Source organism: Ruegeria meonggei (assembly GCF_900172215.1).
Classification (GTDB): Bacteria; Pseudomonadota; Alphaproteobacteria; order Rhodobacterales; family Rhodobacteraceae; genus Ruegeria; species Ruegeria meonggei.
This window is the reverse complement of the sequence record NZ_FWFP01000005.1, coordinates 340,989-364,310: the sequence shown is the minus strand read 5'-3', so window position 1 is coordinate 364,310 and position 23,322 is coordinate 340,989. Positions and strand designations below refer to the sequence as shown.

At 57.2% G+C, this 23,322-nt stretch carries 26 protein-coding genes; 14 read left to right on the top strand and 12 right to left on the bottom strand.

The window, feature by feature from the left end:
• Positions 1-85: 85 nt before the first annotated feature.
• Positions 86-355 (top strand): 30S ribosomal protein S15, encoded by a 270-nt coding sequence (gene rpsO, locus RUM8411_RS10860; protein ID WP_085822701.1) that lies wholly within the window; start codon positions 86-88, stop codon positions 353-355.
• Positions 356-476: 121 nt separating this feature from the next.
• On the opposite strand, the gene RUM8411_RS10855 is transcribed toward rpsO, so the two are convergent.
• The 6 genes from RUM8411_RS10855 to RUM8411_RS10835 form a co-directional block, all read right to left on the bottom strand.
• A complete protein-coding gene (locus RUM8411_RS10855; protein WP_085822700.1) occupies positions 477-767 on the bottom strand; it encodes a hypothetical protein in 291 nt (96 codons plus the stop codon).
• Positions 767-991 carry a hypothetical protein gene (locus RUM8411_RS22505; RefSeq protein ID WP_143534876.1) on the bottom strand — a complete coding sequence of 75 codons (225 nt, stop codon included), beginning with the start codon at positions 989-991 and terminating at the stop codon, positions 767-769. The genes RUM8411_RS10855 and RUM8411_RS22505 overlap by 1 nt, the downstream gene beginning before the upstream one ends.
• Before the next feature lie 118 nt (positions 992-1,109).
• Positions 1,110-1,472 carry a hypothetical protein gene (locus RUM8411_RS10845; protein WP_143534875.1) on the bottom strand — a complete coding sequence of 121 codons (363 nt, stop codon included), beginning with the start codon at positions 1,470-1,472 and terminating at the stop codon, positions 1,110-1,112.
• A gap of 199 nt (positions 1,473-1,671) precedes the next feature.
• Positions 1,672-1,785: a BCCT family transporter gene (locus RUM8411_RS23235; RefSeq protein ID WP_143534874.1), complete on the bottom strand. Its 114-nt coding sequence runs from the start codon at positions 1,783-1,785 to the stop codon at positions 1,672-1,674.
• Between the two features lie 143 nt (positions 1,786-1,928).
• The gene (locus tag RUM8411_RS10840) at positions 1,929-2,345 is read right to left on the bottom strand and encodes a BCCT family transporter (RefSeq protein ID WP_234995194.1); all 417 of its coding nucleotides are present in this window, start codon (positions 2,343-2,345) and stop codon (positions 1,929-1,931) included.
• A gap of 356 nt (positions 2,346-2,701) precedes the next feature.
• Positions 2,702-4,270: an arylsulfatase gene (locus RUM8411_RS10835; RefSeq protein ID WP_200818564.1), complete on the bottom strand. Its 1,569-nt coding sequence runs from the start codon at positions 4,268-4,270 to the stop codon at positions 2,702-2,704.
• Between the two features lie 144 nt (positions 4,271-4,414).
• On the opposite strand from RUM8411_RS10835, the gene RUM8411_RS10830 reads away from it, so the two are divergent.
• From RUM8411_RS10830 to RUM8411_RS10810, 5 genes are all read left to right on the top strand, one after another.
• Entirely contained in the window at positions 4,415-5,317 is a 903-nt protein-coding gene (locus RUM8411_RS10830; RefSeq protein ID WP_085822696.1) for a LysR family transcriptional regulator, read from the top strand.
• A gap of 195 nt (positions 5,318-5,512) precedes the next feature.
• The gene (pnp, locus tag RUM8411_RS10825; protein WP_085822695.1) at positions 5,513-7,663 is read left to right on the top strand and encodes a polyribonucleotide nucleotidyltransferase; all 2,151 of its coding nucleotides are present in this window, start codon (positions 5,513-5,515) and stop codon (positions 7,661-7,663) included.
• A 170-nt stretch (positions 7,664-7,833) separates the two neighbouring features.
• On the top strand, positions 7,834-8,820 hold the full coding sequence (locus tag RUM8411_RS10820; RefSeq protein ID WP_085822694.1) for a Hint domain-containing protein: 987 nt from the start codon (positions 7,834-7,836) through the stop codon (positions 8,818-8,820).
• A gap of 145 nt (positions 8,821-8,965) precedes the next feature.
• Positions 8,966-9,655 (top strand): outer membrane protein, encoded by a 690-nt coding sequence (locus RUM8411_RS10815; RefSeq protein WP_159453883.1) that lies wholly within the window; start codon positions 8,966-8,968, stop codon positions 9,653-9,655.
• 71 nt (positions 9,656-9,726) lie between these two features.
• On the top strand, positions 9,727-10,458 hold the full coding sequence (locus RUM8411_RS10810) for a glycosyltransferase family 25 protein (RefSeq protein ID WP_085822692.1): 732 nt from the start codon (positions 9,727-9,729) through the stop codon (positions 10,456-10,458).
• Positions 10,459-10,527: 69 nt separating this feature from the next.
• Here RUM8411_RS10810 and RUM8411_RS10805 read toward each other — a convergent pair whose 3' ends face one another.
• A complete protein-coding gene (locus tag RUM8411_RS10805) occupies positions 10,528-11,178 on the bottom strand; it encodes a peroxiredoxin (RefSeq protein ID WP_085822691.1) in 651 nt (216 codons plus the stop codon).
• A gap of 212 nt (positions 11,179-11,390) precedes the next feature.
• On the opposite strand from RUM8411_RS10805, the gene RUM8411_RS10800 reads away from it, so the two are divergent.
• On the top strand, positions 11,391-12,830 hold the full coding sequence (locus RUM8411_RS10800) for an aldehyde dehydrogenase family protein (RefSeq protein WP_085822690.1): 1,440 nt from the start codon (positions 11,391-11,393) through the stop codon (positions 12,828-12,830).
• Positions 12,831-12,888: 58 nt separating this feature from the next.
• On the opposite strand, the gene RUM8411_RS10795 is transcribed toward RUM8411_RS10800, so the two are convergent.
• Positions 12,889-13,323, bottom strand: a complete 435-nt coding sequence (locus tag RUM8411_RS10795; protein ID WP_085822689.1) for a glyoxalase superfamily protein — start codon at positions 13,321-13,323, stop codon at positions 12,889-12,891.
• Between the two features lie 177 nt (positions 13,324-13,500).
• Complete coding sequence (locus RUM8411_RS10790) at positions 13,501-14,352, bottom strand: bifunctional helix-turn-helix domain-containing protein/methylated-DNA--[protein]-cysteine S-methyltransferase (RefSeq protein WP_085822688.1); 852 nt, start codon at positions 14,350-14,352, stop codon at positions 13,501-13,503.
• 116 nt (positions 14,353-14,468) lie between these two features.
• On the opposite strand from RUM8411_RS10790, the gene nth reads away from it, so the two are divergent.
• On the top strand, positions 14,469-15,113 hold the full coding sequence (gene nth / locus RUM8411_RS10785) for an endonuclease III (protein WP_085822782.1): 645 nt from the start codon (positions 14,469-14,471) through the stop codon (positions 15,111-15,113).
• The gene (locus RUM8411_RS10780; protein ID WP_085822687.1) at positions 15,110-16,099 is read left to right on the top strand and encodes an adenosine kinase; all 990 of its coding nucleotides are present in this window, start codon (positions 15,110-15,112) and stop codon (positions 16,097-16,099) included. Before nth ends, RUM8411_RS10780 begins: the two co-directional genes overlap by 4 nt.
• 57 nt (positions 16,100-16,156) lie before the next feature.
• Here RUM8411_RS10780 and trhA read toward each other — a convergent pair whose 3' ends face one another.
• Positions 16,157-16,804 (bottom strand): PAQR family membrane homeostasis protein TrhA, encoded by a 648-nt coding sequence (gene trhA, locus RUM8411_RS10775; RefSeq protein ID WP_085822686.1) that lies wholly within the window; start codon positions 16,802-16,804, stop codon positions 16,157-16,159.
• Positions 16,805-16,900: 96 nt separating this feature from the next.
• The gene (locus RUM8411_RS10770) at positions 16,901-17,386 is read right to left on the bottom strand and encodes an RNA pyrophosphohydrolase (RefSeq protein ID WP_085822781.1); all 486 of its coding nucleotides are present in this window, start codon (positions 17,384-17,386) and stop codon (positions 16,901-16,903) included.
• A 135-nt stretch (positions 17,387-17,521) separates the two neighbouring features.
• Between RUM8411_RS10770 and RUM8411_RS10765 the strand changes: the two genes are divergently transcribed.
• The 4 genes from RUM8411_RS10765 to RUM8411_RS10750 all read left to right on the top strand — a co-directional run bounded on the left by RUM8411_RS10765 (position 17,522) and on the right by RUM8411_RS10750 (position 21,664).
• The gene (locus tag RUM8411_RS10765) at positions 17,522-19,549 is read left to right on the top strand and encodes an NADPH-dependent 2,4-dienoyl-CoA reductase (RefSeq protein ID WP_085822685.1); all 2,028 of its coding nucleotides are present in this window, start codon (positions 17,522-17,524) and stop codon (positions 19,547-19,549) included.
• Between the two features lie 102 nt (positions 19,550-19,651).
• Positions 19,652-19,903, top strand: a complete 252-nt coding sequence (locus tag RUM8411_RS10760) for a hypothetical protein (RefSeq protein ID WP_085822684.1) — start codon at positions 19,652-19,654, stop codon at positions 19,901-19,903.
• Positions 19,900-20,289 (top strand): hypothetical protein, encoded by a 390-nt coding sequence (locus RUM8411_RS10755; RefSeq protein WP_085822683.1) that lies wholly within the window; start codon positions 19,900-19,902, stop codon positions 20,287-20,289. The genes RUM8411_RS10760 and RUM8411_RS10755 overlap by 4 nt, the downstream gene beginning before the upstream one ends.
• Positions 20,290-20,380: 91 nt before the next feature.
• Complete coding sequence (locus RUM8411_RS10750) at positions 20,381-21,664, top strand: MFS transporter (protein WP_085822682.1); 1,284 nt, start codon at positions 20,381-20,383, stop codon at positions 21,662-21,664.
• An 11-nt stretch (positions 21,665-21,675) separates the two neighbouring features.
• Here RUM8411_RS10750 and RUM8411_RS10745 read toward each other — a convergent pair whose 3' ends face one another.
• Entirely contained in the window at positions 21,676-22,116 is a 441-nt protein-coding gene (locus RUM8411_RS10745) for a DUF4399 domain-containing protein (RefSeq protein ID WP_085822681.1), read from the bottom strand.
• Between the two features lie 228 nt (positions 22,117-22,344).
• Here RUM8411_RS10745 and RUM8411_RS10740 point away from each other — a divergent pair, with 228 nt between their 5' ends.
• Positions 22,345-23,256, top strand: coding sequence for a LysR family transcriptional regulator (locus RUM8411_RS10740; protein ID WP_085822680.1), 912 nt, complete (start codon positions 22,345-22,347; stop codon positions 23,254-23,256).
• Positions 23,257-23,322: the final 66 nt, after the last annotated feature.

Below are 23,322 nucleotides of genomic sequence, written 5' to 3'. Positions count from 1 at the left end.
GAATCGATGCGGTTCTCTCCATGGGCCTGTGCTGGACGACATCCCGGCCTGCGCCATTCACTCTAACCTTTTAAAGGAGACCCCGATGTCGATTACTGCTGTTGAAAAAGCACGCGTTATGAAAGAATTCGGCACCAAGGACGGCGACACCGGTTCGCCAGAAGTCCAGGTTGCCATCCTGACCTCGCGCATCACCACCCTGACCGAGCACTTCAAGACCCACAAAAAAGACAACCACGGTCGTCGTGGTCTGCTGAAGATGGTCGCCCAGCGCCGTAAGCTGCTGGACTACCTGAAAGGCAAAGAAGAAGCGCGTTACCAGGACCTGATCAAAAAGCTGGGCATCCGCCGCTAATCGCGTTTGCACGGGCCTTGCGCCCTGGCTATCTGATTATTACGCCCGCCATTTTGGCGGGCGTATGCATTTCAGGAAGACAGCTTCGACAGTCTGCACTTGGGCTTACGGTCGGCGTCCCTTAGCCCAGCGGGTAGAACAACCGAATTATGGCACTGCCCAGCAGGCAGACATATCCGATCCACAGGCATCTCTCGTCGATTGGTCGCCAGTCGGCGACATCCTGATCGCGTTTTGTCACCAGAATGGATTTGACTTTGTCTTTGAAGGCCTTTGGCTCTTGCGGAAGGGCGTCGCGCACTTCTTGCAGCTTTTTCTTTCGGTTATTCAACGACCACACCGGAAAAGCCAATATGGCAATGCCGATCATCGTGGCCAGATTCAGCCACCAGTGGATGTCAGCGTTCGACATCAAACAGCTAGTGCCGCTACCAATTCACTGTTGCTGGCCTCTGGATCAACATAATCCATCTCATCCAGCTTGTGCGCCGAAAAGCCGACAAGCATATGACCATTGCACGCCTCGATATACCGAACGATTGTATCCCAGTTCGGCAACGCACCAATCGGCGCCTCCAGCCTGGAAATTACCGGCTGGGTCAGCGTTGAGTTCCGCTCGATATCTTTTTGGGTCATGCGCTTCTCTTTGCGGAGGGCGCGCAGTGCCAAAGCGAGCTTTCTTTTGACCTGATTGTGTTTTGTTTCCTGGGCGATATCCGGTCGTATTTTGTGAAGTTCAGCCCTGAAAGTCCTCTTAGTCATTTGCTGGCTCCCAACTTGGGTCGATTAAATTGAAGTGTATCGTGGCCAATTGACGGCCGGTCTCACACGGTCTGCCACGTCGCGAAATCAGGCCATGCAGGGTACATGGCCACGGCCGTTTTTTGGATGTATCCAGAGACACAATCAAAACGTTACCCCGGCACTCTGGCACCGAAAGCGCATAAACTTCGTAGCGGTTATCAAGCAGCCCGCATCTTTCATTCAGGTCCGGGTCCTGCTCTTCAAGTTCTTCAATGAGGAAGTCGGCACCCGCAACGCATTTTGATGTTGGCTTTTTAAAGCTCTCCAGAACTTCGTCATGAAACTCTGGCACAGGCTCTACTTCTCGCGACAATCCACATGTCTCCACTTTGCCTTCGGACCCTCAATATAATCTTTGTGGTATATAACTTCAAGGGTATATTTCTGGACATCCCTCGCCCGGTGCCTGCGGAACTTCGGACAAAATAGGCGCTTGCGTATTGGGTCGCCTACCCTTGCCACGAAAAACGCCCGCCTTTCGGCGGGCGTTTCAGTGCTTGGTTTTTAGGGTGTTACATCTTCGACCGTTCCGATTTCAGCGCCAACCACAGGCAGTAGCACATCACCAGAACGACCAGCGTGAACGGGCTACCAGTCGATACCGCCGCGCCTTGCAGGGCTGCCAATCCTCCGCCCTACAGCAATGCAATGGCCACCAACCCCAAACGCGCGCTCCCAGGATAGGGTAGAACGCTTACCGCAGGGTTGGCGGCAGGCCCAGGTTGTAGCTGAAGATCGCCAGGGCCAGACCAACTGCGGCATATACCGCCTAGCCTTCTAGGCCCCAATGGTGAATGGTGCCAACGACGCCAGCGTATTCATTGCCCGGAACCGCTTTATCGATGCCCAGTGGAACAGCGTTCCCGCCCTCGGCAAAGTTGAAATAGACCGGCTCCATAACACCGAAGAACAACAGCCCGATACCGATACCCGCGGCAAACATCATCGCGATCCAGTCCGCATAGGAATAGTCGGGGGTGGCGTCTGGACCACCGATCCGAACCTTGCAAACCGGCAGTAGGATCAACGCCAGACAGAACAGGGTAATCGCGTCGACGGACAAGACCAGAAACCAGTCAAACGTACTGGTCAGCCAGGGCCTGAGCCTGCCAAAGAGCGTGGCCGCGGCCTTTTGGTTGGCCAATGCGATCAGGACGAACGCAAAGATCAGGATGCTTGAGATCAAAAGACCGGATTATGAATGTCCAAACCGAAAGGGCGGACGTTATCCTGTCCGAGTTCGTATTCGGTCTCAAAGTCATAGACCCGTGGAACCGTATCCAGCATTTTCTTCGTTTGAGCCCTTCGACTGCCCCTCCGTTCGTTGGGTGCAAACGCCAATGTATTCGGTCGGCTGAGGGGTTTGAATAGTCTACCCCCCTTGGCGCGTATCCGTCCATTTGACCGCGGACTTAGTGTTAAAAGCCTTTACGATCATCATATTTTCACAAAACATATACAGCGTGAATTATGTTAGAGAATAACAAAAAAGCGCCCACACAATGATGGGCGCTTTCAGTGTCGGAACAGGTGTTGAGGGCGTTACTGGGACATGCCGCCTTCGCTGCTGACTTGTTCTTCGACATGAGTTTCGTTTCCAACCGACGCACCACGAGGCGGGAATTCGGCGAAACTGGCCAGATGCGCCTGAACCAGCCGGGCCGCCGGACCAAAGGCCCACATCTTGTTGCCCATCCAGCGGGTGTACATGCCGGACTCTTCTGCCGCTTTCTCGTAGGGATCGCGACGCAGATTGAACAACAGGGGCGCGTTCAACTCATCTTTGGGCCCCGCCCATCCGTTTTCCTGAATGGTGAAATGGGCTTTCCAGTCATTGTAACGCACGGCCTGAAGATCTGTTCCTTCGTAATAGACGATCTCCTTGCGGTTGCTGGGGGTCTCACCTGTCAGATAGGACAGCTGATTATACCCGTCCAAATGCACCTGATACCCCTCAAACCCCTGCAACAGATCCGACGGTAGATCCTTTGAGCCTCCGGCGGCAGCAACCAGCGTAGGCATCCAGTCCATACCGTCAAAGATGCCATTCAGTACCTGACCTTCGGCAATCTCACCGGGCCAGCGAATGATCGCAGGAACGCGAAAGCCGCCCTCCCAAGTGGTGCCCTTTTCACCGTGGAAAGGTGTTGTTCCGCCATCTGGCCAGGTCATCGTTTCGGGACCATTGTCCGAAGTGAAGATGACGATGGTATTGTCCGTGATCCCCAGTTCCTCAAGATGTGCGGTGACCTTGCCGACGTTGTTGTCGAGCTCTTTCATCACAACGTCCTGCAATCCGCGCCCATCGCCCAGCATGGCTTCGTATTCCGGGCTCAGATGGGTCCAGACATGCGCCCGCGCCGGGGCCATCCAGACAAAGAACGGTGTGTCGCTTTCGACCGCACGGTCGATGAAGTCGATCGTATGGGCAGTCACCTCGTCATCCAGCGTTTTCTGACGCTCTGCTGGGGCGGGGCCGTCGTCGACGATACGCTGCTTACCAACTACGCCCCAACGGGGATCAACAGTTTCGTCAACCGTATCGGTCGCATAGGAATGGATAATGTTACGCGGACCAAACTGGGCCGCAAATGCCGGATCATCAGGCCAGTCCGGGTCGGATGTGTATTCCATCGCGTTCAGGTGATACAGCCAGCCCCAATATTCATCGAACCCTTTGACAGTGGGCAGAAACTTGTTCAGATCACCCAGGTGGTTCTTGCCAAACTGGCCAGTGGCATAGCCCATGGTTTTCAGGATGTTGGCGAGCGTCGGATCCTCATCGCTGAGCCCGACGGGATCGCCGGGCAGGCCAACCGTGTGCATGCCGGTGCGCACCGGGAACTGGCCAGTGATAAAGGCCGAACGCCCTGCGGTGCAACTGGGTTGAGCGTAGTAATCCGTAAGGCGTGCGCCTTCAGCGGCCAGTTGATCCAAATTTGGGGTCTGGATGCTTTTTACGCCTTGATGATAGCTGCCAAGACTGGCCCAGCCCACATCATCGGCCATGATGACCAGAATATTGGGCGGCTGGGTTTCTGCGGCCGACAGTGTCGCCACAGCGCTGAATGCAGCCGCGAGGCCAATAGTTAAGGATTTGATCTGAAACAAGGTTTTTGCTCTCCTGAATGCCGGAATGGGCCACATCTTTATCTACCATGTCCTAGCGGGTGCCCCGGCCAGATCGCAACTTGGGTTTACATTTTTGCAGAATGTGAAACGTAAAGGTTCGAAACTGAAATTTGAGGTCACACAATGCTGGGCGAAAACCCCCTTTCCGCAGTCCTGATTCTGGCGGAAACCGGAAATTTCCAGGACGCGGCCCGGCGGATGGGCGTCTCGAACGCCTCACTGTCGCGTTATGTGGCCATGGCCGAGGCGCAGGTTGGGTTTACCCTGTTTCACCGCAAACGCGGCAACAGCGGCCTGACACGTAAGGGCGCAGAATTCCTGCCGGTGGCCCGCAAACTGCAGACCGAGATGCACGCCTGCGACCGACAGATTGCCCATATCCGCGAAAACAACAGGCAGATCGTGCATATCGGATGCGGGCCGCTGACCCCGCGCACGCTGATCAAACCTGCTCTGCGCAAGGCGCTGCAGATTTCACCTGAGCTGCGCTTTCGCATTGCGGTCGACGCCCGGCAAGCCCCGATTGAAATGCTGGAAAGCAACGAGATCGATATCTATGTCGGAGACCTGACTCACACACCCGAGGCCGAGAACATCGAACTGATGATGTTCGAAAAGCGTGCTGTGGTTTTTGCCGCCCATGTCTCGCACCCATTGCACAAGGCAGGCGGTGTGACTTTGAACGAAGTGTTTTCACACCCGTTTGCCTCTCCTCACTTGCACAAACATTGGCGCGCGGCGGTGACGCAGGCACTGGGTGGAACCGAAGAGGCCGCAGAAAGGGTCAGGGTTTTGCCACAGGTCGAAAGCGACGATTACGCCTTTCTGACTTCTTTGTTGGAAGATGACAGGCTTGTTGTTGGCGGTATGCCGGAAACCTTTGCCGAACTTGTTGCGGCGGGATCCGTTAAGCTGATCGAAACCCGACCACAGATCACATGGAACATCTGTGCTGCCCGCAAAGCCGGACAGGAACACCAGGCCATTGATCTGGTGTGGCAGCAGTTGCGCAGCCTCACAGAATAGGGGCGACAGCTGATTTTCCGACCCGCTCAGTTCCCCTTTTCTTTCTGCCCGTTCTCATGTATGCGCGCAGCATCTGAGACGTTGTGCCATGACCCCGGCACTTCAACGGAAGATAAAATGGGGTCGGCGGCAATGGGGCCGCCACGCAAACGGGAGACCCGCAGGGGCGGGAGTGCTCCCTTCTAGGATACGCATATGTTTGATGTAACAAAGAAATCTATCCAGTGGGGCGAAGAGACGCTGACACTGGAAACAGGCAAGGTTGCCCGTCAGGCCGACGGCAGTGTGATTGCCACGCTGGGCGAAACCAGCGTCATGGCGAACGTGACCTTTGCCCGCGCCCAAAAGCCCGGTCAGGACTTTTTCCCGCTGACCGTCCACTATCAGGAAAAATACTATGCTGCCGGTAAAGTTCCGGGCGGCTTTTTCAAGCGCGAGGCGCGCCCGACCGAAAAAGAGACGCTGACCGCGCGTCTGATCGACCGTCCGATCCGCCCGCTGTTTGTTGACGGCTTCAAGAACGAAGTTCTGGTGATGTGCACCGTGCTGTCCCACGATCTGGTCAACGACCCTGACATGGTTGCGATGATCGCGGCATCCGCCGCGCTGACCCTGTCTGGTGCGCCGTTCATGGGCCCGATCGCTGGTTGCCGCGTTGGTTTTGAGGATGGCGATTACGTCCTGAACCCAACCGTTGATGACATGCAGGACCTGCGCCTGAACCCCGAACAGCGCCTGGATCTGGTTGTTGCCGGGACCAAAGACGCCGTGATGATGGTTGAATCCGAAGCCTATGAACTGTCCGAGGCCGAAATGCTGGGCGCAGTCAAATTCGCCCACGAGCAGATTCAGCCGGTGATCGACCTGATCATTGATCTGGCCGAAGTCGCCGCGAAAGAGCCGTTTGATTTCCAGGCGCCTGACTATTCCGAGCTGTCCGCGGCCGTCAAAGCCGCCGGTGAAGAGCAGATGCGCGCCGCATTCGCGATCACTGACAAGCAAGAGCGCACCGCCGCTGTTGCCGCAGCCCGTGTTGCGATCAAAGAAGCCCTGAGCGAAGAACAGCTGGAAGACGGCAACCTCGGTTCAGCCATGAAAAAGCTGGAAGCTGGCATTCTGCGCGGTGACGTCGTCAAAGGCGGCAAGCGGATCGACGGTCGTTCGACCACCGATATTCGCGGGATCGTTGCGGAAACCTCGATGCTGCCACGCACACATGGTTCGGCCCTGTTCACCCGTGGTGAAACGCAGGCGCTGGCTGTAACCACGCTGGGCACCGGTGACGATGAACAGTTCATCGACGCGCTGCATGGCAACTTCAAATCGAACTTCCTGCTGCACTATAACTTCCCTCCCTACTCGGTTGGTGAAGTTGGCCGGGTCATGGGCCCTGGTCGTCGTGAAATCGGCCACGGCAAGTTGGCATGGCGCGCGTTGCAGGCGGTTCTGCCTGCGGCCACCGATTTCCCCTATACGATCCGTATCGTATCCGAGATCACTGAATCCAACGGATCGTCCTCGATGGCGTCTGTCTGCGGCGGCTCGCTGTCGATGATGGATGCAGGCGTGCCGCTGAAAGCGGCGGTTGCCGGTGTGGCCATGGGTCTGATCCTGGAAGATGACGGCGATTATGCCATCCTGTCCGACATTCTGGGTGACGAAGACCACCTGGGCGACATGGACTTCAAGGTCGCGGGTACCGAAAACGGCATCACCTCGCTGCAGATGGACATCAAGGTTGCGGGCATCACACCCGAGATCATGGAAAAAGCCCTGGCGCAAGCCAAGGACGGCCGGATGCACATCCTGGCTGAGATGGGCAAAGCCCTGTCCGAGACCAACGAATTCTCGGTCCACGCGCCACGCATCGAGACCATGAACATCCCCACCGACAAGATCCGTGAAGTGATCGGCTCGGGCGGTAAGGTGATCCGTGAGATCGTTGAAGTATCCGGTGCCAAGGTCGACATCAACGACGACGGTGTGATCAAGATCGCCTCGCCCGATGGTGAATCGATCCAGAAGGCCTATGACATGATCCACTCGATCGTGGCTGAGCCGGAAGAAGGTCAGGTTTACACCGGTAAGGTCGTCAAAATCGTTGATTTCGGCGCCTTCGTGAACTTTTTCGGCAAGCGCGACGGTCTGGTCCACGTATCCCAGATCGAAAACCGCCGCCTGAACCATCCCTCAGACGTTCTGAAAGAAGGTCAGGAAGTAAAGGTCAAGCTGTTGGGCTTTGACGACCGCGGCAAGGTTCGCCTGTCGATGAAGGTTGTCGATCAGGAAACCGGCGAAGAGGTCGTTCCTGAGAAGAAAGAAAAGAAAGAGGAAGGCGCAGAGTAATCTGCCCCATCCCTTCGAACAGAAAACCCCGGTTTCGACCGGGGTTTTTTTATGGGTGCGGGATAAGGTTGAGTTTCTTCTTTAAATCTATTTTCTTGGCTACTTTCGCCTATAACGTGTACCATTTCCTGAAGAATTTCTACATGAGTTCCTAAGGGCGGCATTATGCAATGAAGTTCATTACGGTCTATGAAATAAACGTCGACCCCCTAAGCAGTACTAATGTTACCGTTCTGAATGCCTATCAGGTAGCAATCACCGACGATGACAACTTCCTGGAAGATCCGGACGCGGATGGAAGCCAACAATTTGATGTCAGCTCAATCCCCGGCTTGGGTAACTCTGCCAATTTTCAGACCTTCGAGACCTATAGTGGAGATGTGAACGGACAGCCGGTTACGTTTACCTTGCTTCAATTCTCGAACCCTCAATACATTGTCGTGACCCAGGGTACGGTCGGCGTTAACGATACGATCGCAAACACCAACAACACGATCGTCACCGCAAACCCTTCTCAATACGATACTCTTCCAACGTTTGTTTGTTTCACTGCAGGCTCGCTGATCCTTACACCCTCAGGGCGGCGGAAGATCGAGACACTTGAACAGGGTGACAAGGTGGTCACCGGCGACGGCAGCAGTAAGCCTGTTCAATGGATCGGTCGTCGCAGGCTTTCAGCGGCAGAGCTGAAACGAGCCCCCCACCTGTGCCCAGTACGTATTCGGGCCGGGACCTTTTCCAATGACCGTCCCAAACGCGACCTGTTGATTTCTCCGCAGCATCGCATTGTGATCGCTTCCGCGCTGTTAGAGCTGTGGCATTCGCACCATATGATGCTTGCTCCAGCCAAAGGGCTGGTTAACCATCGCAGTATCACGCAGGATTCCCCTGAAGTGGGTGCAGACTACATCCACATTCTTTTTGACAGGCATGAATTGGTGAATGTCGAAGGCATATGGTCCGAGTCGTTCTTTCCCGGCGACACAAGCATGGGTGCCATGTCCGGTGACACCAAACGTGAACTTTTTGAACTGTTCCCTGAGCTGGCATCGGATATGTCCGAGTATGGCGATACCGCCCTTCCTGTGCTGAAGGCGTTCGAAGCCCACATGCTGCAACAGGATCTGAGTGTACCGAAAGGACGTAGGATTTCCTGATTGTCCTTTTGCTGTGCTTCCTCCTCGATTTATTCATTCACGCAGGCCTAAATACCCGTGATTCAAAGTGAAGGCCCCACGCCTTCCCTTCGCAGTCTGACAGCCCACATGTGCGTCATACCAACACGGAACAAAGGACATGGGTATGGTTACGCGTCTTATTCTCGCCTCGGCGGCCCTGACGGTCAGCGCATCGGCATTGGCCGCACAAAGCCTGTCAGAGGGTCTGTATATTCAGGGCTTTGCTGGATACAGCCAGCTGCAGAGCAGCGACTTTAGCGGAACAGTCAACGGATCGTCCCAATCCGTGGATACCGATTTTGACGCAGGCTTTGGCTTGGGCGTCGCAATCGGAACCGAAATCCCGCAATGGTCGAACGAGCGCTTTGGCACAAGGGTCGAGTTGGAGTTGTCCTATCGCGACAGCGACGTCGACAGCGTCAATTTCTCGGGTAATGGCCCGGCGGGCGAGGCGAATGTGTCTGGCGACATCACACAGACTTCGCTGTTTGCCAACGTGCTTGTCGACTTCAAACAGACCGGCGCATTCACCCCTTATGTTGGGCTGGGCGTAGGGGCCACCTACTCGGATCTGGATTTTGCCTACGGTCCGGGCGTGGCGCTGGATGACAGCGACACCACATTTGCGGCGCAGATCATCGCCGGTGTCGCCTATGAGATCGACCCAAACCTGGCCCTGACACTGGACACCCGCTATGCCCGCGCCTTCGACGTCTCCTCCCAGCGCCTGGCCCCGAACGGCACGTCCACTGGCACTGTGGAAGACGATATCGACGCGTTCAGCGTCAATGTCGGCCTGCGCTACGGTTTCTGATTCCAAATGGGGGAAGCGTTTCTTTCCGGTTTCTCTTCCCCCGCATGTTCCCGTGTTCTATGCACGGGGACATGCGTTCCTTTGTCATCCACATGTCCTCAAGTACGGCCCGCAGGCCCAATGCCGACCAGCTTTGCGCTGGCCTGCCCAATGCCGAATTGTTTGAGGCCGTAAATGGCCGCGACCCGGACCAGATCGCCGGAGTCGAGCTGCACCCAGGCAACCTGCACCGACCGCATTATCCGTTTGCCCTGCGCCCCGCTGAAATTGGCGTCTTTGAAAGCCACCGCCGGATCTGGCGCAAGCTGGTCGATGACGACATTGACCTGGCCATCATCACCGAAGACGACCTGCGCACCGACCCCGCCCGTATGTCCCAAGCACTGGATCTGTTGGCTCCGATCGCGACGCCCGATCACTATATCCGAATCCCCGTCAAACAACGCGAAGCGCCCGCCCAAACGCTGGCCGAGGAAAACGGCCTGCGCCTGATCCTGCCCAAGGTGATCGGCCTGCAATGCGTCTGCCAGATGGTCGGACGCCGCGCCGCCGAACGGCTTCTGGCCGCGACCGACCAAATCGACCGGCCCGTCGACACGTTTCTGCAAATGCACTGGATCACAGGCCAGCCCATCCACGCCCTGCAAGGCAGCGGCAATCAGGAAGTGGCGGGTGAAATCGGCGGCTCGACCATTCAGACCAAACCGCCGCTATCAGACAAACTGACCCGCGAGATCAAACGCGGTATCTACAGGGCACAGCTGCACCTGCACCCACAACGCCCGCCTGCTTCATCTGGCTGAAAATATCCTCAGGGGGAATCGCGCCAAAAGGCGCGATGGGGGGCGGACAGCCCCCCGACCTGGCCCGCCTTAGGACGGCGCCTTGGTCTTGCGCAAATAGGGAAAGATCGTCTCAAACTCGCCGAATTTCGCCTTGGCATCTTCGTTCGACACGGCCGGCGGAATGATCACATCTTCACCCGGCACCCAGTTGGCCGGCGTGGCCACCCCTTTGGACGACATCTGCAACCCATCCAGCGCCCGTAGGATCTCGGCAAAGTTCCGGCCTACGGTCATTGGGTAAGTCATCGACAGTTTCAGCTGCTTATCTGGTCCAATGATAAAGACAGAACGCACGGTGGCACTGTCCGCCGGGGTGCGGCCATCAGGCAGATACGCCTCGGCGGGCAACATGTCGAACGCTTTGGAAACCGCCAGCCCGTCATCCGCTATGATTGGAAAACCGGGATTGGCATTGCCATAGGCTTCGATGTCTTTCTTCCATTTCTTATGATCTTCGACACCGTCGACGGAAACCCCAAGCACCTTGGTGTTGCGGGCTGCCCATTCGTCGCTCAACTGGGCGACGGCCGAAAACTCGGTCGTGCAGACGGGGGTAAAATCCTTGGGGTGCGAAAACAGGATCGCCCAGCTGTCGCCGATCCAGTCGTGGAACTGGATGGTTCCATGATCTGTTTCAGCGGTGAAATTCGGGACCGTATCGTTGATGCGTAAACCCATGGTGCATCTCCTCTGCTTCTGAAAATCCGAGTCGCGTGCAGTGAACCTAACCACTTTGCGCAATAGTTAAACACTCGGCAATTCACATGATGATTTTTTCTGAACGCCCGGCAGGTGAGAATTTGATCATATCCCCCCTTGCCGTGCCCAGGGCCGAGTGACAGAGTGGCCCCGATAACCAGTTTCGGACACCATGGTCGGGAGGATACGCCATGATCGAAAAGCGCAGTTTCTACATTGACGGCCAATGGGTTGACCCTTTGACCACCAGTGACTTCGAAGTGATCAACCCATCCACAGAAGACCCCTGTGCGATCATCTCACTTGGGGCTCAGGCGGATACGGATGCCGCTGTTGCCGCAGCCAAGGCTGCGCTGCCCGGTTGGATGGCCACCCCTGTCGAAGACCGCATCGCACGGGTGGAAAAGCTGGTCGACATCTACAAGACCCGGTCCGAGGATCTGGCGCAGGCCATGTCGATGGAAATGGGCGCCCCGATTGACATGGCGCGCAGCCAGCAGTCGGGCGCTGGTGATTACCACCTGAAGAATTTCATCCGCGCGGCCAAGGCGTTTCCGTTCGAGCGCCCGCTGGGCGATCACGCCCCCAATGACCGCATCATCCATGAGGCCGTCGGCGTTGCTGCCCTGATCACCCCGTGGAACTGGCCGATGAATCAGATCACGCTCAAGGTTGGTGCTGCGGCGATTGCGGGCTGCACCATGGTTCTGAAGCCGTCCGAACAAAGCCCTCTGAACGCGATGATCTTTGCCGAGATGATGGATGAGGCAGGTTTCCCACCCGGTGTGTTCAATCTGGTGAATGGCGACGGTGTGGGCGTGGGCTCGCAACTGTCGGCGCATCCTGACGTGGATATGGTTAGCTTCACCGGCTCGACCCGCGCCGGCACGGCGATTTCCAAGGCGGCGGCGGATACGCTGAAGAAGGTCCATCTGGAGCTGGGCGGAAAAGGTGCCAATGTGGTCTTTGCCGATGCTGACGAAAAGGCCGTCAAACGTGGCGTTCTTCATATGATGAACAACACCGGCCAAAGTTGTAACGCGCCCAGCCGGATGCTGGTACAGCGCCCGATTTATGACCAAGCCGTCGAAACCGCCGCAGAGGTCGCCAACAAGGTCTCAGTTGGTTCGGCCATGGAAGAAGGGCGCCATATCGGTCCGGTTGTAAACGAATTGCAGTGGACCAAGATTCAGGGCCTGATCCAGAAGGGTATCGACGAAGGTGCGCGGCTGGTTGCCGGAGGCACTGGGCGGCCGGACGGTCTGAACAAAGGCTATTACGTACGGCCTACGGTTTTTGCTGATGCCAACAACCAGATGACCGTCGCGCGCGAGGAAATCTTTGGCCCGGTTTTGACCATGATCCCGTTTGATACCGAAGAAGAGGCGGTCGAGATCGCCAATGACACGCCCTATGGCCTAACCAACTACGTCCAGACGCAGGATGGTGATCGCGCCAACCGTATGGCGCGCGTGTTGCGGTCGGGCATGGTTGAAATGAACGGCCAATCCCGCAGCGCCGGCTCGCCCTTTGGCGGTATGAAACAGTCCGGCAACGGGCGCGAAGGCGGCGTTTGGGGCCTGGAGGACTTTTTGGAAGTCAAAGCCGTCGGCGGTTGGACTGCTGAGTAGCATTTCCTCCGGACGAAATGGTGAAGGGCGAAGCGCGGAATTGCGCCTCGCCCTTTTCTTATGCGGGCCGCACCACCAATTGCGGCTGCCCATCCGAGGTGTACCGCGTGGATCGACCATCCCAACCAATCTCACCCGTGACACGCTGCCGAAAGGCTGAAAAGCTGTCGAACTGAACCACGTCGACGGGGTCGTCGAATTGCAGGGTGACACGGCGAAGCGCACCGTCACCTAACATGGTCAGGCCGCGGATCTCGGCGCTAAAGGGTTGGCCCAGATAGCGCCCCTCGACGCGGTCACCCACACGCAGGAGCATCCGGTTGCCCGCCAGCGCGCGCAGCGTGTTCCAGTCTTTGGCTCCGTGCTGATGGGCCACCAGTTCCAGCGCCTCGCTATGGGACAGCGACACGTCTGCCGCCCGCAGTTTTTCGCGCAATCGTTTTGCCTGCGCCTTCAGCTCCTCGATCGGAGCAATATTTTCGAGATATGTCATGCCTTGCCTCGTTTCCTTGAACGGGCGCGAAATCAGGACGGTGTTCGCATTGCCATCCGCGCGCCTGGAAAGGGCAACAGATGTTCACAAACCGGGTTTCACCAAAGCCTGAGGGCCGCGAACGGCAGGTAACCCGAACCTGAGGGCGCTTTTGGCACCCAATGCGCGGCCTGTCAATCAGGCGTCCGCTTGCGCGGCCTCATAGGCCAGCATCGCGCGTTTGACCGGCAGACCCCAATGGTAACCACCAAGACCCCCGGATTTCCGCAACGCCCGGTGGCACGGAATCAACCAGCTGACAGGATTGCGCCCCACGGCCGTTCCCACGGCCCGCACGGCCTGAGGTGATCCAACCCGCTGCGCAATCTCGGAATAGGTGGTGACCTGGCCCGAAGGGATATGCATCAGCGCCTCCCACACTTTGATCTGCAAGGGTGAGCCTATCAAGTAGATCGGCGTTGGTTTCAGCCGGTCACTGACGGCCCCAAAAGCACTGAGCGCCCAGGGCCGCAGGCGCATTGGATCTTCGACAAACGCAGCCTGTGGCCAACGCGACAGCATATCCTCCATCGCTTCTTCCTCGCCGGTTTCCGCGCCGAAGGCCATTCCGCATATCCCGCGGTCCGTGCCCATCACCAGTGTCGGGCCAAAGGGGCTTTCGAACCACCCCCAATAGATGGTCAGGCCGGCGCCTTTGCGGGCGTATTCACCGGGGCTCATGGATTCCCACTTTAGAAACAGGTCGTGCAGACGGCCGCTGCCGGACAGACCCACATTATGCGCAGTCTCAAGCGTCGTGAACCGATCATGCAGCAGGGCCTTGGCATGGCCCAATGTCAGGTATTGCTGATACCGTTTTGGCGACACCCCGGTCCAGCGCGAAAACAGGCGCTGGAAATGGGCCGGGCTCATATCCATCTGACGGGCCAGATCGTCAAGGCTCAGGCCTTCACCGCTTTGATCAATCAACGCGATCGCGCGGCGCATGACGTTATAATGATATCCGCTTTCGGGGGTCTGGACGTTCATGTTGCACCTCATTGTCTGACCAAAACCATAGCGCGCCGGTCACGCCCCTGCGACCCGGAACTTGCGCAATGGCTTTGGGCTTGTGTCACGGCCCCTCGGGCGGCATTAAGGCGCGGATGGCAAAGCAACTCGATTACCATACGATCCGCGAGATCTTTACGCGTTTTCAGGCCGCCGATCCGGATCCCAAGGGCGAGCTGGATCACGTCAACGTCTACACTTTGGTGGTAGCCGTGGCGCTGTCAGCGCAAGCCACAGATGTGGGCGTCAATAAAGCCACCCGCGCATTGTTTCAGATCGTCGACACGCCACAAAAGATGTTGGATCTGGGCGAAGAAGGTCTGGTCGAACATATCAAGACCATCGGCCTGTTCCGGCAAAAAGCCAAAAACGTCATCAAACTCAGCCGCATTCTGGTCGAAGAGTATGATGGCGAAGTGCCCAATTCCCGTGCCGCGCTGCAATCGCTGCCGGGCGTCGGGCGCAAGACGGCCAATGTGGTGCTGAACATGTGGTGGCACTACCCCGCGCAGGCGGTGGACACCCATATCTTTCGCGTTGGCAATCGCACCGGCATTTGCCCCGGCAAACATGTGGACGCGGTCGAACGCGCCGTCGAAGACAACATTCCAACCGATTTTCAGCTGCACGCCCATCATTGGCTGATCCTGCACGGTCGATATCACTGTAAAGCGCGCAAACCGATGTGCGGAACCTGCATCATCCGCGATCTGTGCCAATTCGAGGACAAGAATCTATGAAAACTTACCAGCTTGTCGGCATCGGAAATGCCGTTGTTGATGTGATCTCGCAAGCCGATGACAGCTTCCTGGAACTGATGGGCATCGAAAAAGGCATTATGCAGTTGATCGAAAAAGATCGAGGTGAGGTTCTGTATGGTGCCATGGAAGGCCGGGTGCAAACACCGGGCGGCTCGGTTGCCAACACCATTGCCGGGGCGGGTGCGCTGGGGCTGGAATCGGCCTTTATCGGACGCGTGCATGACGATGCGTTGGGTCGGTTCTATGCCGATGCGATGAATGAGGACGGCGTTGATTTCGTCAATCCGCCGGTACCGGGCGGAGAGCTGCCGACCTCACGCTCGATGATCTTTGTCTCGCCCGATGGCGAACGGTCGATGAATACCTATCTGGGGATTTCATCGGAACTTTCATCTAAGGACGTGGCCAGCGACGTGGCCGGCAGCAGCCAGATCATGTTTCTTGAGGGCTATCTGTTCGACAAGGAAAAGGGCAAAGCCGCCTTTCTTGAGGCTGCGCGCGATTGCCACAAGGGTGGCGGCAAGACCGGCATCGCCATTTCCGACCCGTTCTGTGTCGAACGTCACCGGACAGATTTCCTTTTGCTGATCGAGAATGAGCTGGATTTCGTGATCGGCAACGAGGCCGAGATCAAATCCCTGTTCGAAACCGACGATCTTGAGGCCGCTCTGGCCAAAACGGCTGAGATTTGTCCTCTGGTTGTGTGTACCCGCTCGGGCGACGGGGTGACGGTTCTGCACGATGGCCAGCGCACCGACGTGCCGGTGGAAAAAGTGGTGCCGGTGGACGCCACCGGCGCAGGCGATCAGTTTGCCGCCGGGTTCCTTTATGGCATGGCCACCGGTCGGGACTATGAGACCTGCGCCCGCATCGGCAATGTCTGCGCCCGCGAAGTCATCAGCCACATCGGCCCGCGCCCGGAGGCAAACATGATCGAGTTGCTCACGGTCGAAGGACTGCTGTGATCCCCGATCAGGGGTAAGCTTCGGTGTATTGGGGAGGGTTGCGAACCCTCTCTTGTTCTAGCCCGTTCCGAACAGGGCGATCCAGATGCCTGCAAACATGAAAATCCCGCCGAAATTCACAAAACTGTGCCAAATGGCATATCTGAACGGCATTCCTTTTCGGGCGTAAAAAACAGTTCCCGCGACATAGCTTGCGGCGCCGGCCAGGATGAACCACAGGACGTTGACGGGCACGTTGGTAAGATCAGGTATGGCACTTAGCCCCAGTGCCCCCAGCCCAAGATAGGATGCCGTCGACCAGCGCGACTTGACCGTGGGGTTTACGATTTTGTTCCAGACGGCTACGGCGGTCAGGCCCCAGCAGACCCACAGCAGGATCATGGTCCACGTGGTCCCCGCAAACATGAAGAACGGCGTGAACGTACCGCAGATGCTGGGATAGATCGCCGCGTGGTCAATGCGGCGCAGCAAGGTGCGACGCTTATGCCAGGGGGAAAAGTGGTAAAAGCAGGAGGCCAGATTTGAGGCCAGCGCGCAGCACACATAAATCAGAACCGCATAGAACATTCCGCCCTCAAGGGTGAGGTACGACTTGTAGAGTAACACACCGCCTGCAATCAGGATCAGAATCAACCCGATGGCATGGACGACCATATCAGCGTGGCGGTGGTGTGGATCAGGGCTTGGGTATGTTGTCGGGATCATAGTGCGCTTGGGAAAGAAGGGAGCCTGGTCCAGCTGACACCCAAGGTGCAGGGTGTCGCGCGTGACACCGCGGCGATGGGTTTCACTGGGTCTTGATCAGCCCAAATGCAAGGCAAACGCCGCAACGACCTGTTCATAAACCGCCCGTTTGAAGGGGACGATTTCATGCACCAGCCGATCAGGTGCTTGCCATTTCCAACGGGTGAATTCCGGATGGTCGGTGGCGATATTGATCTGATCGTCACGACCGGTAAAACGCAGCAGATACCATTTCTGCTCCTGCCCGCGATAACGGCCTTTCCAGATCTTCGGGACAATATCATGGGGCAGGTCATAGGGCAGCCAGCCGGGCGTTTCGGCGATAATCTCGACCAGACCGGCAGTCACTCCGGTTTCTTCCCACAGTTCGCGCAGGGCGGCATCGCGGGGGTCTTCACCGTTTTCCACGCCGCCCTGGGGCATCTGCCAAGCGTCCTTGTGGCGATCATTGCGCTGACCCACAAAAATCTTGCCTTCGGCATTCAACAGCATCAGCCCGACACAAGGGCGATAGGGCAGTTTGGCGATCTCTTCAGGGTTCATGCGTGACATCATCCTTTTTGACAGCCTTTCTGTACCAAGCCCCAATCCGACAGCAAAGGGTGTGACGTACGGTTTCGCGTGACATCGCAACGTCCAGCAGTGATTTTGTGCACAAATTTTAGGGAGAGTTCCGTAATGACCGCGTACCCAAACATGCTGACCCCTCTGGATCTGGGCTTTACCACCTTGAAAAACCGCGTCCTGATGGGCTCGATGCATACCGGTCTGGAAGAAACCGGCGACTGGAATCGGGTGGCCGAGTTTTATGCGGATCGTGCCCGTGGGGGCGTCTCACTGATGGTCACCGGCGGCATTGGCCCGAACCTGGAAGGCTCGGTCCTGCCCGGCGCGTCGATGATGACCAATGACGACGAAGTCGCCAAACATTCCATCGTGACCGACCGCGTACATGAGGCAGGCGGTAAGATTGCCATGCAGATTTTGCATGCAGGCCGGTACGCCTATGGTCCGAAATGCGTGGCACCCAGCCCGGTGAAATCGCCGATCTCGCCCTTCCCGCCGACCGAACTTGACGAGGACGGAATCGAGAAGCAGATCAGCGATATCGTCAACGCTGCCGTTTTGGCCCAGAAAGCGGGTTATGACGGGGTAGAGATTATGGGATCGGAAGGGTATTTCCTCAACCAGTTTCTGGTAACGCACACCAACAAGCGCACCGACCGCTGGGGTGGGTCCTATGAGAACCGGATGCGCCTGCCAATCGAAGTTGTGCGCCGCACGCGTGAGGCGGTCGGCACTGATTTCATCATCATCTATCGTTTGTCGATGATCGACCTTGTCCCCAACGGCTCGACCCATGACGAAGTTGTGCAACTGGCGCAAGAGATCGAAAAGGCCGGGGCCACGATCCTGAACACGGGTATCGGCTGGCACGAGGCGCGCATCCCCACCATCGCCACCAGCGTTCCGCGCGCGGCTTTTGCCTGGGTGACCAAAAAGCTGATGGGCAAGGTTTCGATCCCGGTGATCACCTCGAACCGGATCAATACGCCGGAAGTGGCCGAAGAGGTCCTGTCGACCGGCTGCGCCGACATGGTGTCGCTGGCCCGCCCGATGCTGGCGGATGCGGATTTCGTCAAAAAGGCGATTGAGGGCGAGGCCGACAAGATCGCGCCATGTATCGCCTGCAATCAGGCCTGTCTGGATCACACCTTCCAGGGCAAACTGACATCCTGTCTGGTTAACCCGCGCGCCTGTCATGAAACCGAACTGGTGATCAAACCGGCGGCAAGCGTCAAGAAGGTCGCCGTTGTCGGCGCGGGCCCGGCGGGTCTTTCCACCGCAATGACGGCTGCCCAGCGTGGTCATGATGTAACCCTGTTTGACCGCGCGGACGAGATTGGCGGACAGTTGAACATGGCGAAACAGGTGCCCGGCAAGGAAGAGTTCTGGGGCCTCGTCGACTGGTTCCGTACCATGGTTGCCGATGCGGGGGTCAAAGTTGAATTGGGCCGCGAAGTTGGGGCCGACGATCTGACCGATTTTGACGAGGTGGTGATCGCCACCGGCGTCATCCCGCGTGATCCGAAAATCCCGGGTCAGGATCGGGATAACGTCATCGACTACATCGACGTGCTGCGCCACAAGGCCGAGGTCGGCAAATCGGTCGCCGTGATAGGCGCCGGTGGCATCGGTTTTGACGTCTCAGAGTTTCTGCTGGAAGAAGGTCACAGCATCACCACCGACCTGCCTGCATGGATGAAGGAATGGGGTGTGACCGACCCGGCCGAGCATCGCGCAGGCCTGGCGCCCGAGGGCCCGCAGCCCGCGGCGCCTGCGCGCGACGTGACCCTGCTGCAGCGCAAGGCGCAGGCGCATGGCAAGGGCTTGGGCAAGACCACCGGCTGGATTCACCGCGCCACGCTGAAGATGAAGAACGTCAATTTCGTCGGCGGCGTGAACTATGAGCGGATCGACGATGACGGCCTGCATGTCAGCTTTGGCGAAGAGCGCGCGGATCCCACGGTGATTGAGGCCGATACCATCGTGCTGTGTTCTGGCCAGCTGTCCGAGCGCAGCCTGGCGGACACGTTGATCGAACGGGGCGTGACCCCGCATGTGATTGGTGGCGCTGATCTGGCTGCGGAACTGGACGCCAAACGCGCGATCAATCAGGGCACACGGCTGGCAGCCACATTCTGATCTCTGATCCGTATTTCAAAACCTGTAAAAGCCGCTTCGAAAGAGGCGGCTTTTTTCTTTCACCTGTTGACCACTCACAAATCTAGGTACATATGTACCAACATGTCGAAAAAGATAGAACGCGCCCAAACGGGTATTCGCATTGAAAAACGCCTGCTCAAAGTCCTGAAGGGTCTGGCCGAGTCGCTGGATATCTCCGTCGGTGACCTGATCGAAGGCATCGCTCTGCACAGCTTTGAGAACAAGCCACCCTTCTCGGAAGAGACACTGGCGAAAATCAAACAGCTCAAAAGTGTTTACGATCTGGAATGGACTGCCGAGGACAGCCACACATTCAAGGAGGATCAGGAATGAACGCGCCACAGGTCTCCAGGCTCACCCAAACGTTTGAAACCCATGCGATTGACAACACAATGTTTGGTCACCGCGAACATGTGCAAGTGGCATATGATCTGTTGCTCAAATATGACTTTATCGATGCCGCCGCTGTATATGCCAAAGGCATTCGCGCACTGGCGGAGAATGCAGGCGCGCCGGACAAGTTCAACCTGACGATCACATATGCCTTCATGAGTTTGATTGCTGAACGACTGGCACGGACTCCGGCAGAGAGCTTTGATCGCTTTGTATCGGACAATCCCGACGTGATGCGCAAAACCGTCCTCGAACAATGGTATTCACAAGATCGGCTGCATTCGACCATGGCGCGTGGCATTTTCCTTTTGCCCAGCGCCGCATAAGGCGCTCGCCGGGCGCCGGTTATCGCTGCTCGCCTGTTCTTGCCGCATCCGAACCCTTGCCAAATCTCTGCTCCTGACGTGAACTCAGGCGATGGAGGAACACCCGCGTCAATCTGATCACCGCAACGTTCCGCTGATGACTGGGCAAGGCGCATTGTCGGTCATGGCCTGGTCAATGGCCAGCCCGCCCATCGCGCTGACGTTCCTGGCTGTGTCGATGGAACTGCCGATCTTTTTGGCGGGGATGCTTGTGTCAATCCGCCATGCTGCAGGTACGCTGGCCGACCTGTTCGCCCCCGGAGCCATCGCCAGACTACCCCGCAAAAAAACAGCTTTGGCGCAGCTGGATCTGATGATGGCCACCTGTTTCATCGCGGTGGTCCTGGTGGTTCTGTATGGCGGCAAATCGACAATCGTGTTGGCGTTTGTCGTGGGAATCTTTGTGATCGGTATACTGGAAGAGATCAAAAGCCTGATGATTCTGGAGTTTCTGGGCGACAATCTACCCTCCCAAGACCGCATGCGTGTGAGTTACTGGCAAAAGGCCATCGGTGGGGCGGCAACCATCGCGGTTGTTCTGCTCTTGCATCAGCTGTCACAGGACGCCCCCGCCCTGACCCGCCACAGTCTGGTCGTGGGGTTTGGCGCCGTCTGCTTTGTCCTGTCGGCCTTGGTCGTGATTTCCCTGCACGAAAATACCAAAGGGACTAACGCAGCAGGCAAGCTCGCCCCGGTCCGTTCAACACCTGAGTTCTGGCGCAATGCCGCAACTCTTTTGTCCGAGGCATGGTTTCGCAAATACATCCTTGTCCGGCTGGCCTTTGTCCTGGCCGGGCTGTCCGTGCCATTTTTCGCCCTGATCGCGGCTGAGGCGCATCACAGTTCGACCAGCGGTCTGACCGCTTTGGTCGCATCATCTGCAGCAGCGCTGTTGGTGGCGGCTCCGATGTGGCGCGCCCTGAATGAGGTTTCCACCCGGCGCGTTATGATTGCAAGCTCGGCGATGGTGGCAATATCGGGCCTGTGCCTGATCATTCTGCACGCAAAAGGACTGGACCATACTATTCACCTGCACGCTGCATCGCTATTTGTTGCGACGATCGCTGTCACCGGGTTGGGCAGCGCGCGAACGCTGTATTTCATGGACATCGCCCCGCCCGCCCAGCGAATCACGGCCCAAGCTGTTTCCAAAACCATAGCGCGCCTGGCGATCATCGTATTTTCGATTGGGTTGGCGGCGCTTGCTCATACCAACAGCGCCACCTGGGCCGTGATTGTTATCGCGTTGGGCAGTTTTTTGGCAATCTTCGTGATCCTGACACTGGTGGACACACCCGGCAAACCGGACGCGCTGGACCAAAAGACCTCAACCTGATGAGCTGCAGGTTACTCTACGGTGATGGTAATCACTTCGGACACGATCGGAGTGGCATGGGGCACATGCCCGGCATCACCCAGCACCAGCTGCAGCGTATGTTCACCAGAGGGCAACTCCAGCGTGACCTCGGTCTGGCCGCCACCAAAATGCATATGATTGTCGTCTGCGGGCAGGCCATATGCCAGCTCATCCGCGCCATCTTCACCCTGTCCAATCGGCGGGCGATCGATCAGCAAATGATGGTGACCGGTGTTTTCTTTTTCGGTCCCGGCAGGGGCCACACCCATACCACTGAGGCCAAATACCACGGTCACGGGCGATTGGACGGTATCCCCATCCGCGAGCTTTACAAAATAGACCTTCGCATCTGGGTTAGACAGCGTCTCACCCCCGGCCAGTGCAAGCGTTGCGCACAGGCATAAGGTGGCAATGGAAAATAAGGCTCTCATGATCTCCTCCGTGGTCACAAATTTGCCATTCTCCTTCTAGCATATCTGCGCCGGAAAGCCGAAATTCCCAACACAGCCGGGCTTGTGGCCAACTTGGAAACCATTGTTTCGGCGTTTCCCATCTGCAAACGATCCAATTCAAATCCCTGATATTATCCCATGTCCGCCCAGTTTCCGCCCAGATTGGTCGCCATAGTCAGGTTGAGATCAAATACCCGAGGTACGAGAATGGATCGACTGACCGAAATGGAAGCCTTTGCCAATGTGGTGGACCAGGGTGGCTTCACCGATGCGGCCAAGAAAATGGGCATCTCCAAATCGGCCGTGTCAAAGCACGTATCGAGCCTTGAGGCGCGGTTGGGTGCGCGGCTGCTTAACAGAACAACCCGGCGTGTTTCTCCAACCGAAATCGGTCTGGCTTACTACGACCGCGCGCGCCGTGTTCTGAATGACGCAGGCGAAGCCGATGCGCTGGTCACCTCGATGCAATCAGCACCTTCGGGTCTGCTGCGGATCAGCGTCGCAACGGATTTTGGCGTCAATCACCTGTCTCCGGTCCTGTCCGATTTCCTGGCGGCCTATCCGGATATCACTGTGAACATGGTGTTGAACAACCGCTATGTTGAGCTGATTTCCGAAGGGTTTGACGTTGCCGTGCGCATTGGTGAGCTGGAAGACAGCACCCTGCGCGCGCGCAAGTTGACCGATACAGTCAAACGGATGGTCGCCGCGCCTAGCTATATTGAGAAATTCGGGCGCCCGCAGAAGATCGACGATCTGAACGAACACAAGCTGCTGCATTACTCCAGCCAGTCGTCTGGCAATGTCTGGAAACTGACTGCGCCTTCTGGCGAAAAGCGTCAGGTCCGCACTGCTGGCTGGCTGAGCGTGAATGACGGGCAATCGCTGCTGAACGCGGCCACATCAGGTCTTGGGATCGCGTATCTGCCCAGCTACTTATACGCCGACGCCTTGAAAACAGGGCAGGTTGTGGATGCGATGCCGTCGCTGCCCGATGAGGTACAGGGCGTTTACGCTGTCTACCCGCCGGGCCGGTTTACGCAACCGAAGGTGAGGGCATTCATAGATTTCTTGGTCGAGTCCTTTGCAAATAAAGGTCTGATGGACTGGGCGAGTTAATAAGGTAAGAAAACCAGGGCAGCAAACTCAAAGGAATGCTGTTTAAACGAATAAAATCAATACTCA

Excerpts from the sequence above, each read along its gene's own strand:
- RUM8411_RS10805 (WP_085822691.1), bottom strand. The coding sequence starts at position 11,178 with ATGGGTTTACGCATCAACGATACGGTCCCGAATTTCACCGCTGAAACA.
- RUM8411_RS10760 (WP_085822684.1), top strand. The coding sequence starts at position 19,652 with ATGTCGAAAAAGATAGAACGCGCCCAAACGGGTATTCGCATTGAAAAA.
- RUM8411_RS10770 (WP_085822781.1), bottom strand. The coding sequence starts at position 17,386 with ATGAACCCTGAAGAGATCGCCAAACTGCCCTATCGCCCTTGTGTCGGG.
- RUM8411_RS10810 (WP_085822692.1), top strand. The coding sequence starts at position 9,727 with ATGCGTTCCTTTGTCATCCACATGTCCTCAAGTACGGCCCGCAGGCCC.
- RUM8411_RS10830 (WP_085822696.1), top strand. The coding sequence starts at position 4,415 with ATGCTGGGCGAAAACCCCCTTTCCGCAGTCCTGATTCTGGCGGAAACC.
- RUM8411_RS10855 (WP_085822700.1), bottom strand. The coding sequence starts at position 767 with ATGTCGAACGCTGACATCCACTGGTGGCTGAATCTGGCCACGATGATC.
- rpsO (WP_085822701.1), top strand. The coding sequence starts at position 86 with ATGTCGATTACTGCTGTTGAAAAAGCACGCGTTATGAAAGAATTCGGC.
- pnp (WP_085822695.1), top strand. The coding sequence starts at position 5,513 with ATGTTTGATGTAACAAAGAAATCTATCCAGTGGGGCGAAGAGACGCTG.
- RUM8411_RS10820 (WP_085822694.1), top strand. The coding sequence starts at position 7,834 with ATGAAGTTCATTACGGTCTATGAAATAAACGTCGACCCCCTAAGCAGT.
- trhA (WP_085822686.1), bottom strand. The coding sequence starts at position 16,804 with ATGATCCCGACAACATACCCAAGCCCTGATCCACACCACCGCCACGCT.
- RUM8411_RS10765 (WP_085822685.1), top strand. The coding sequence starts at position 17,522 with ATGACCGCGTACCCAAACATGCTGACCCCTCTGGATCTGGGCTTTACC.
- RUM8411_RS10800 (WP_085822690.1), top strand. The coding sequence starts at position 11,391 with ATGATCGAAAAGCGCAGTTTCTACATTGACGGCCAATGGGTTGACCCT.
- RUM8411_RS10755 (WP_085822683.1), top strand. The coding sequence starts at position 19,900 with ATGAACGCGCCACAGGTCTCCAGGCTCACCCAAACGTTTGAAACCCAT.
- RUM8411_RS22505 (WP_143534876.1), bottom strand. The coding sequence starts at position 991 with ATGACCCAAAAAGATATCGAGCGGAACTCAACGCTGACCCAGCCGGTA.
- RUM8411_RS10750 (WP_085822682.1), top strand. The coding sequence starts at position 20,381 with ATGGAGGAACACCCGCGTCAATCTGATCACCGCAACGTTCCGCTGATG.
- nth (WP_085822782.1), top strand. The coding sequence starts at position 14,469 with ATGGCAAAGCAACTCGATTACCATACGATCCGCGAGATCTTTACGCGT.
- RUM8411_RS10795 (WP_085822689.1), bottom strand. The coding sequence starts at position 13,323 with ATGACATATCTCGAAAATATTGCTCCGATCGAGGAGCTGAAGGCGCAG.
- RUM8411_RS10780 (WP_085822687.1), top strand. The coding sequence starts at position 15,110 with ATGAAAACTTACCAGCTTGTCGGCATCGGAAATGCCGTTGTTGATGTG.
- RUM8411_RS10815 (WP_159453883.1), top strand. The coding sequence starts at position 8,966 with ATGGTTACGCGTCTTATTCTCGCCTCGGCGGCCCTGACGGTCAGCGCA.
- RUM8411_RS10790 (WP_085822688.1), bottom strand. The coding sequence starts at position 14,352 with ATGAACGTCCAGACCCCCGAAAGCGGATATCATTATAACGTCATGCGC.
- RUM8411_RS10745 (WP_085822681.1), bottom strand. The coding sequence starts at position 22,116 with ATGAGAGCCTTATTTTCCATTGCCACCTTATGCCTGTGCGCAACGCTT.
- RUM8411_RS10740 (WP_085822680.1), top strand. The coding sequence starts at position 22,345 with ATGGATCGACTGACCGAAATGGAAGCCTTTGCCAATGTGGTGGACCAG.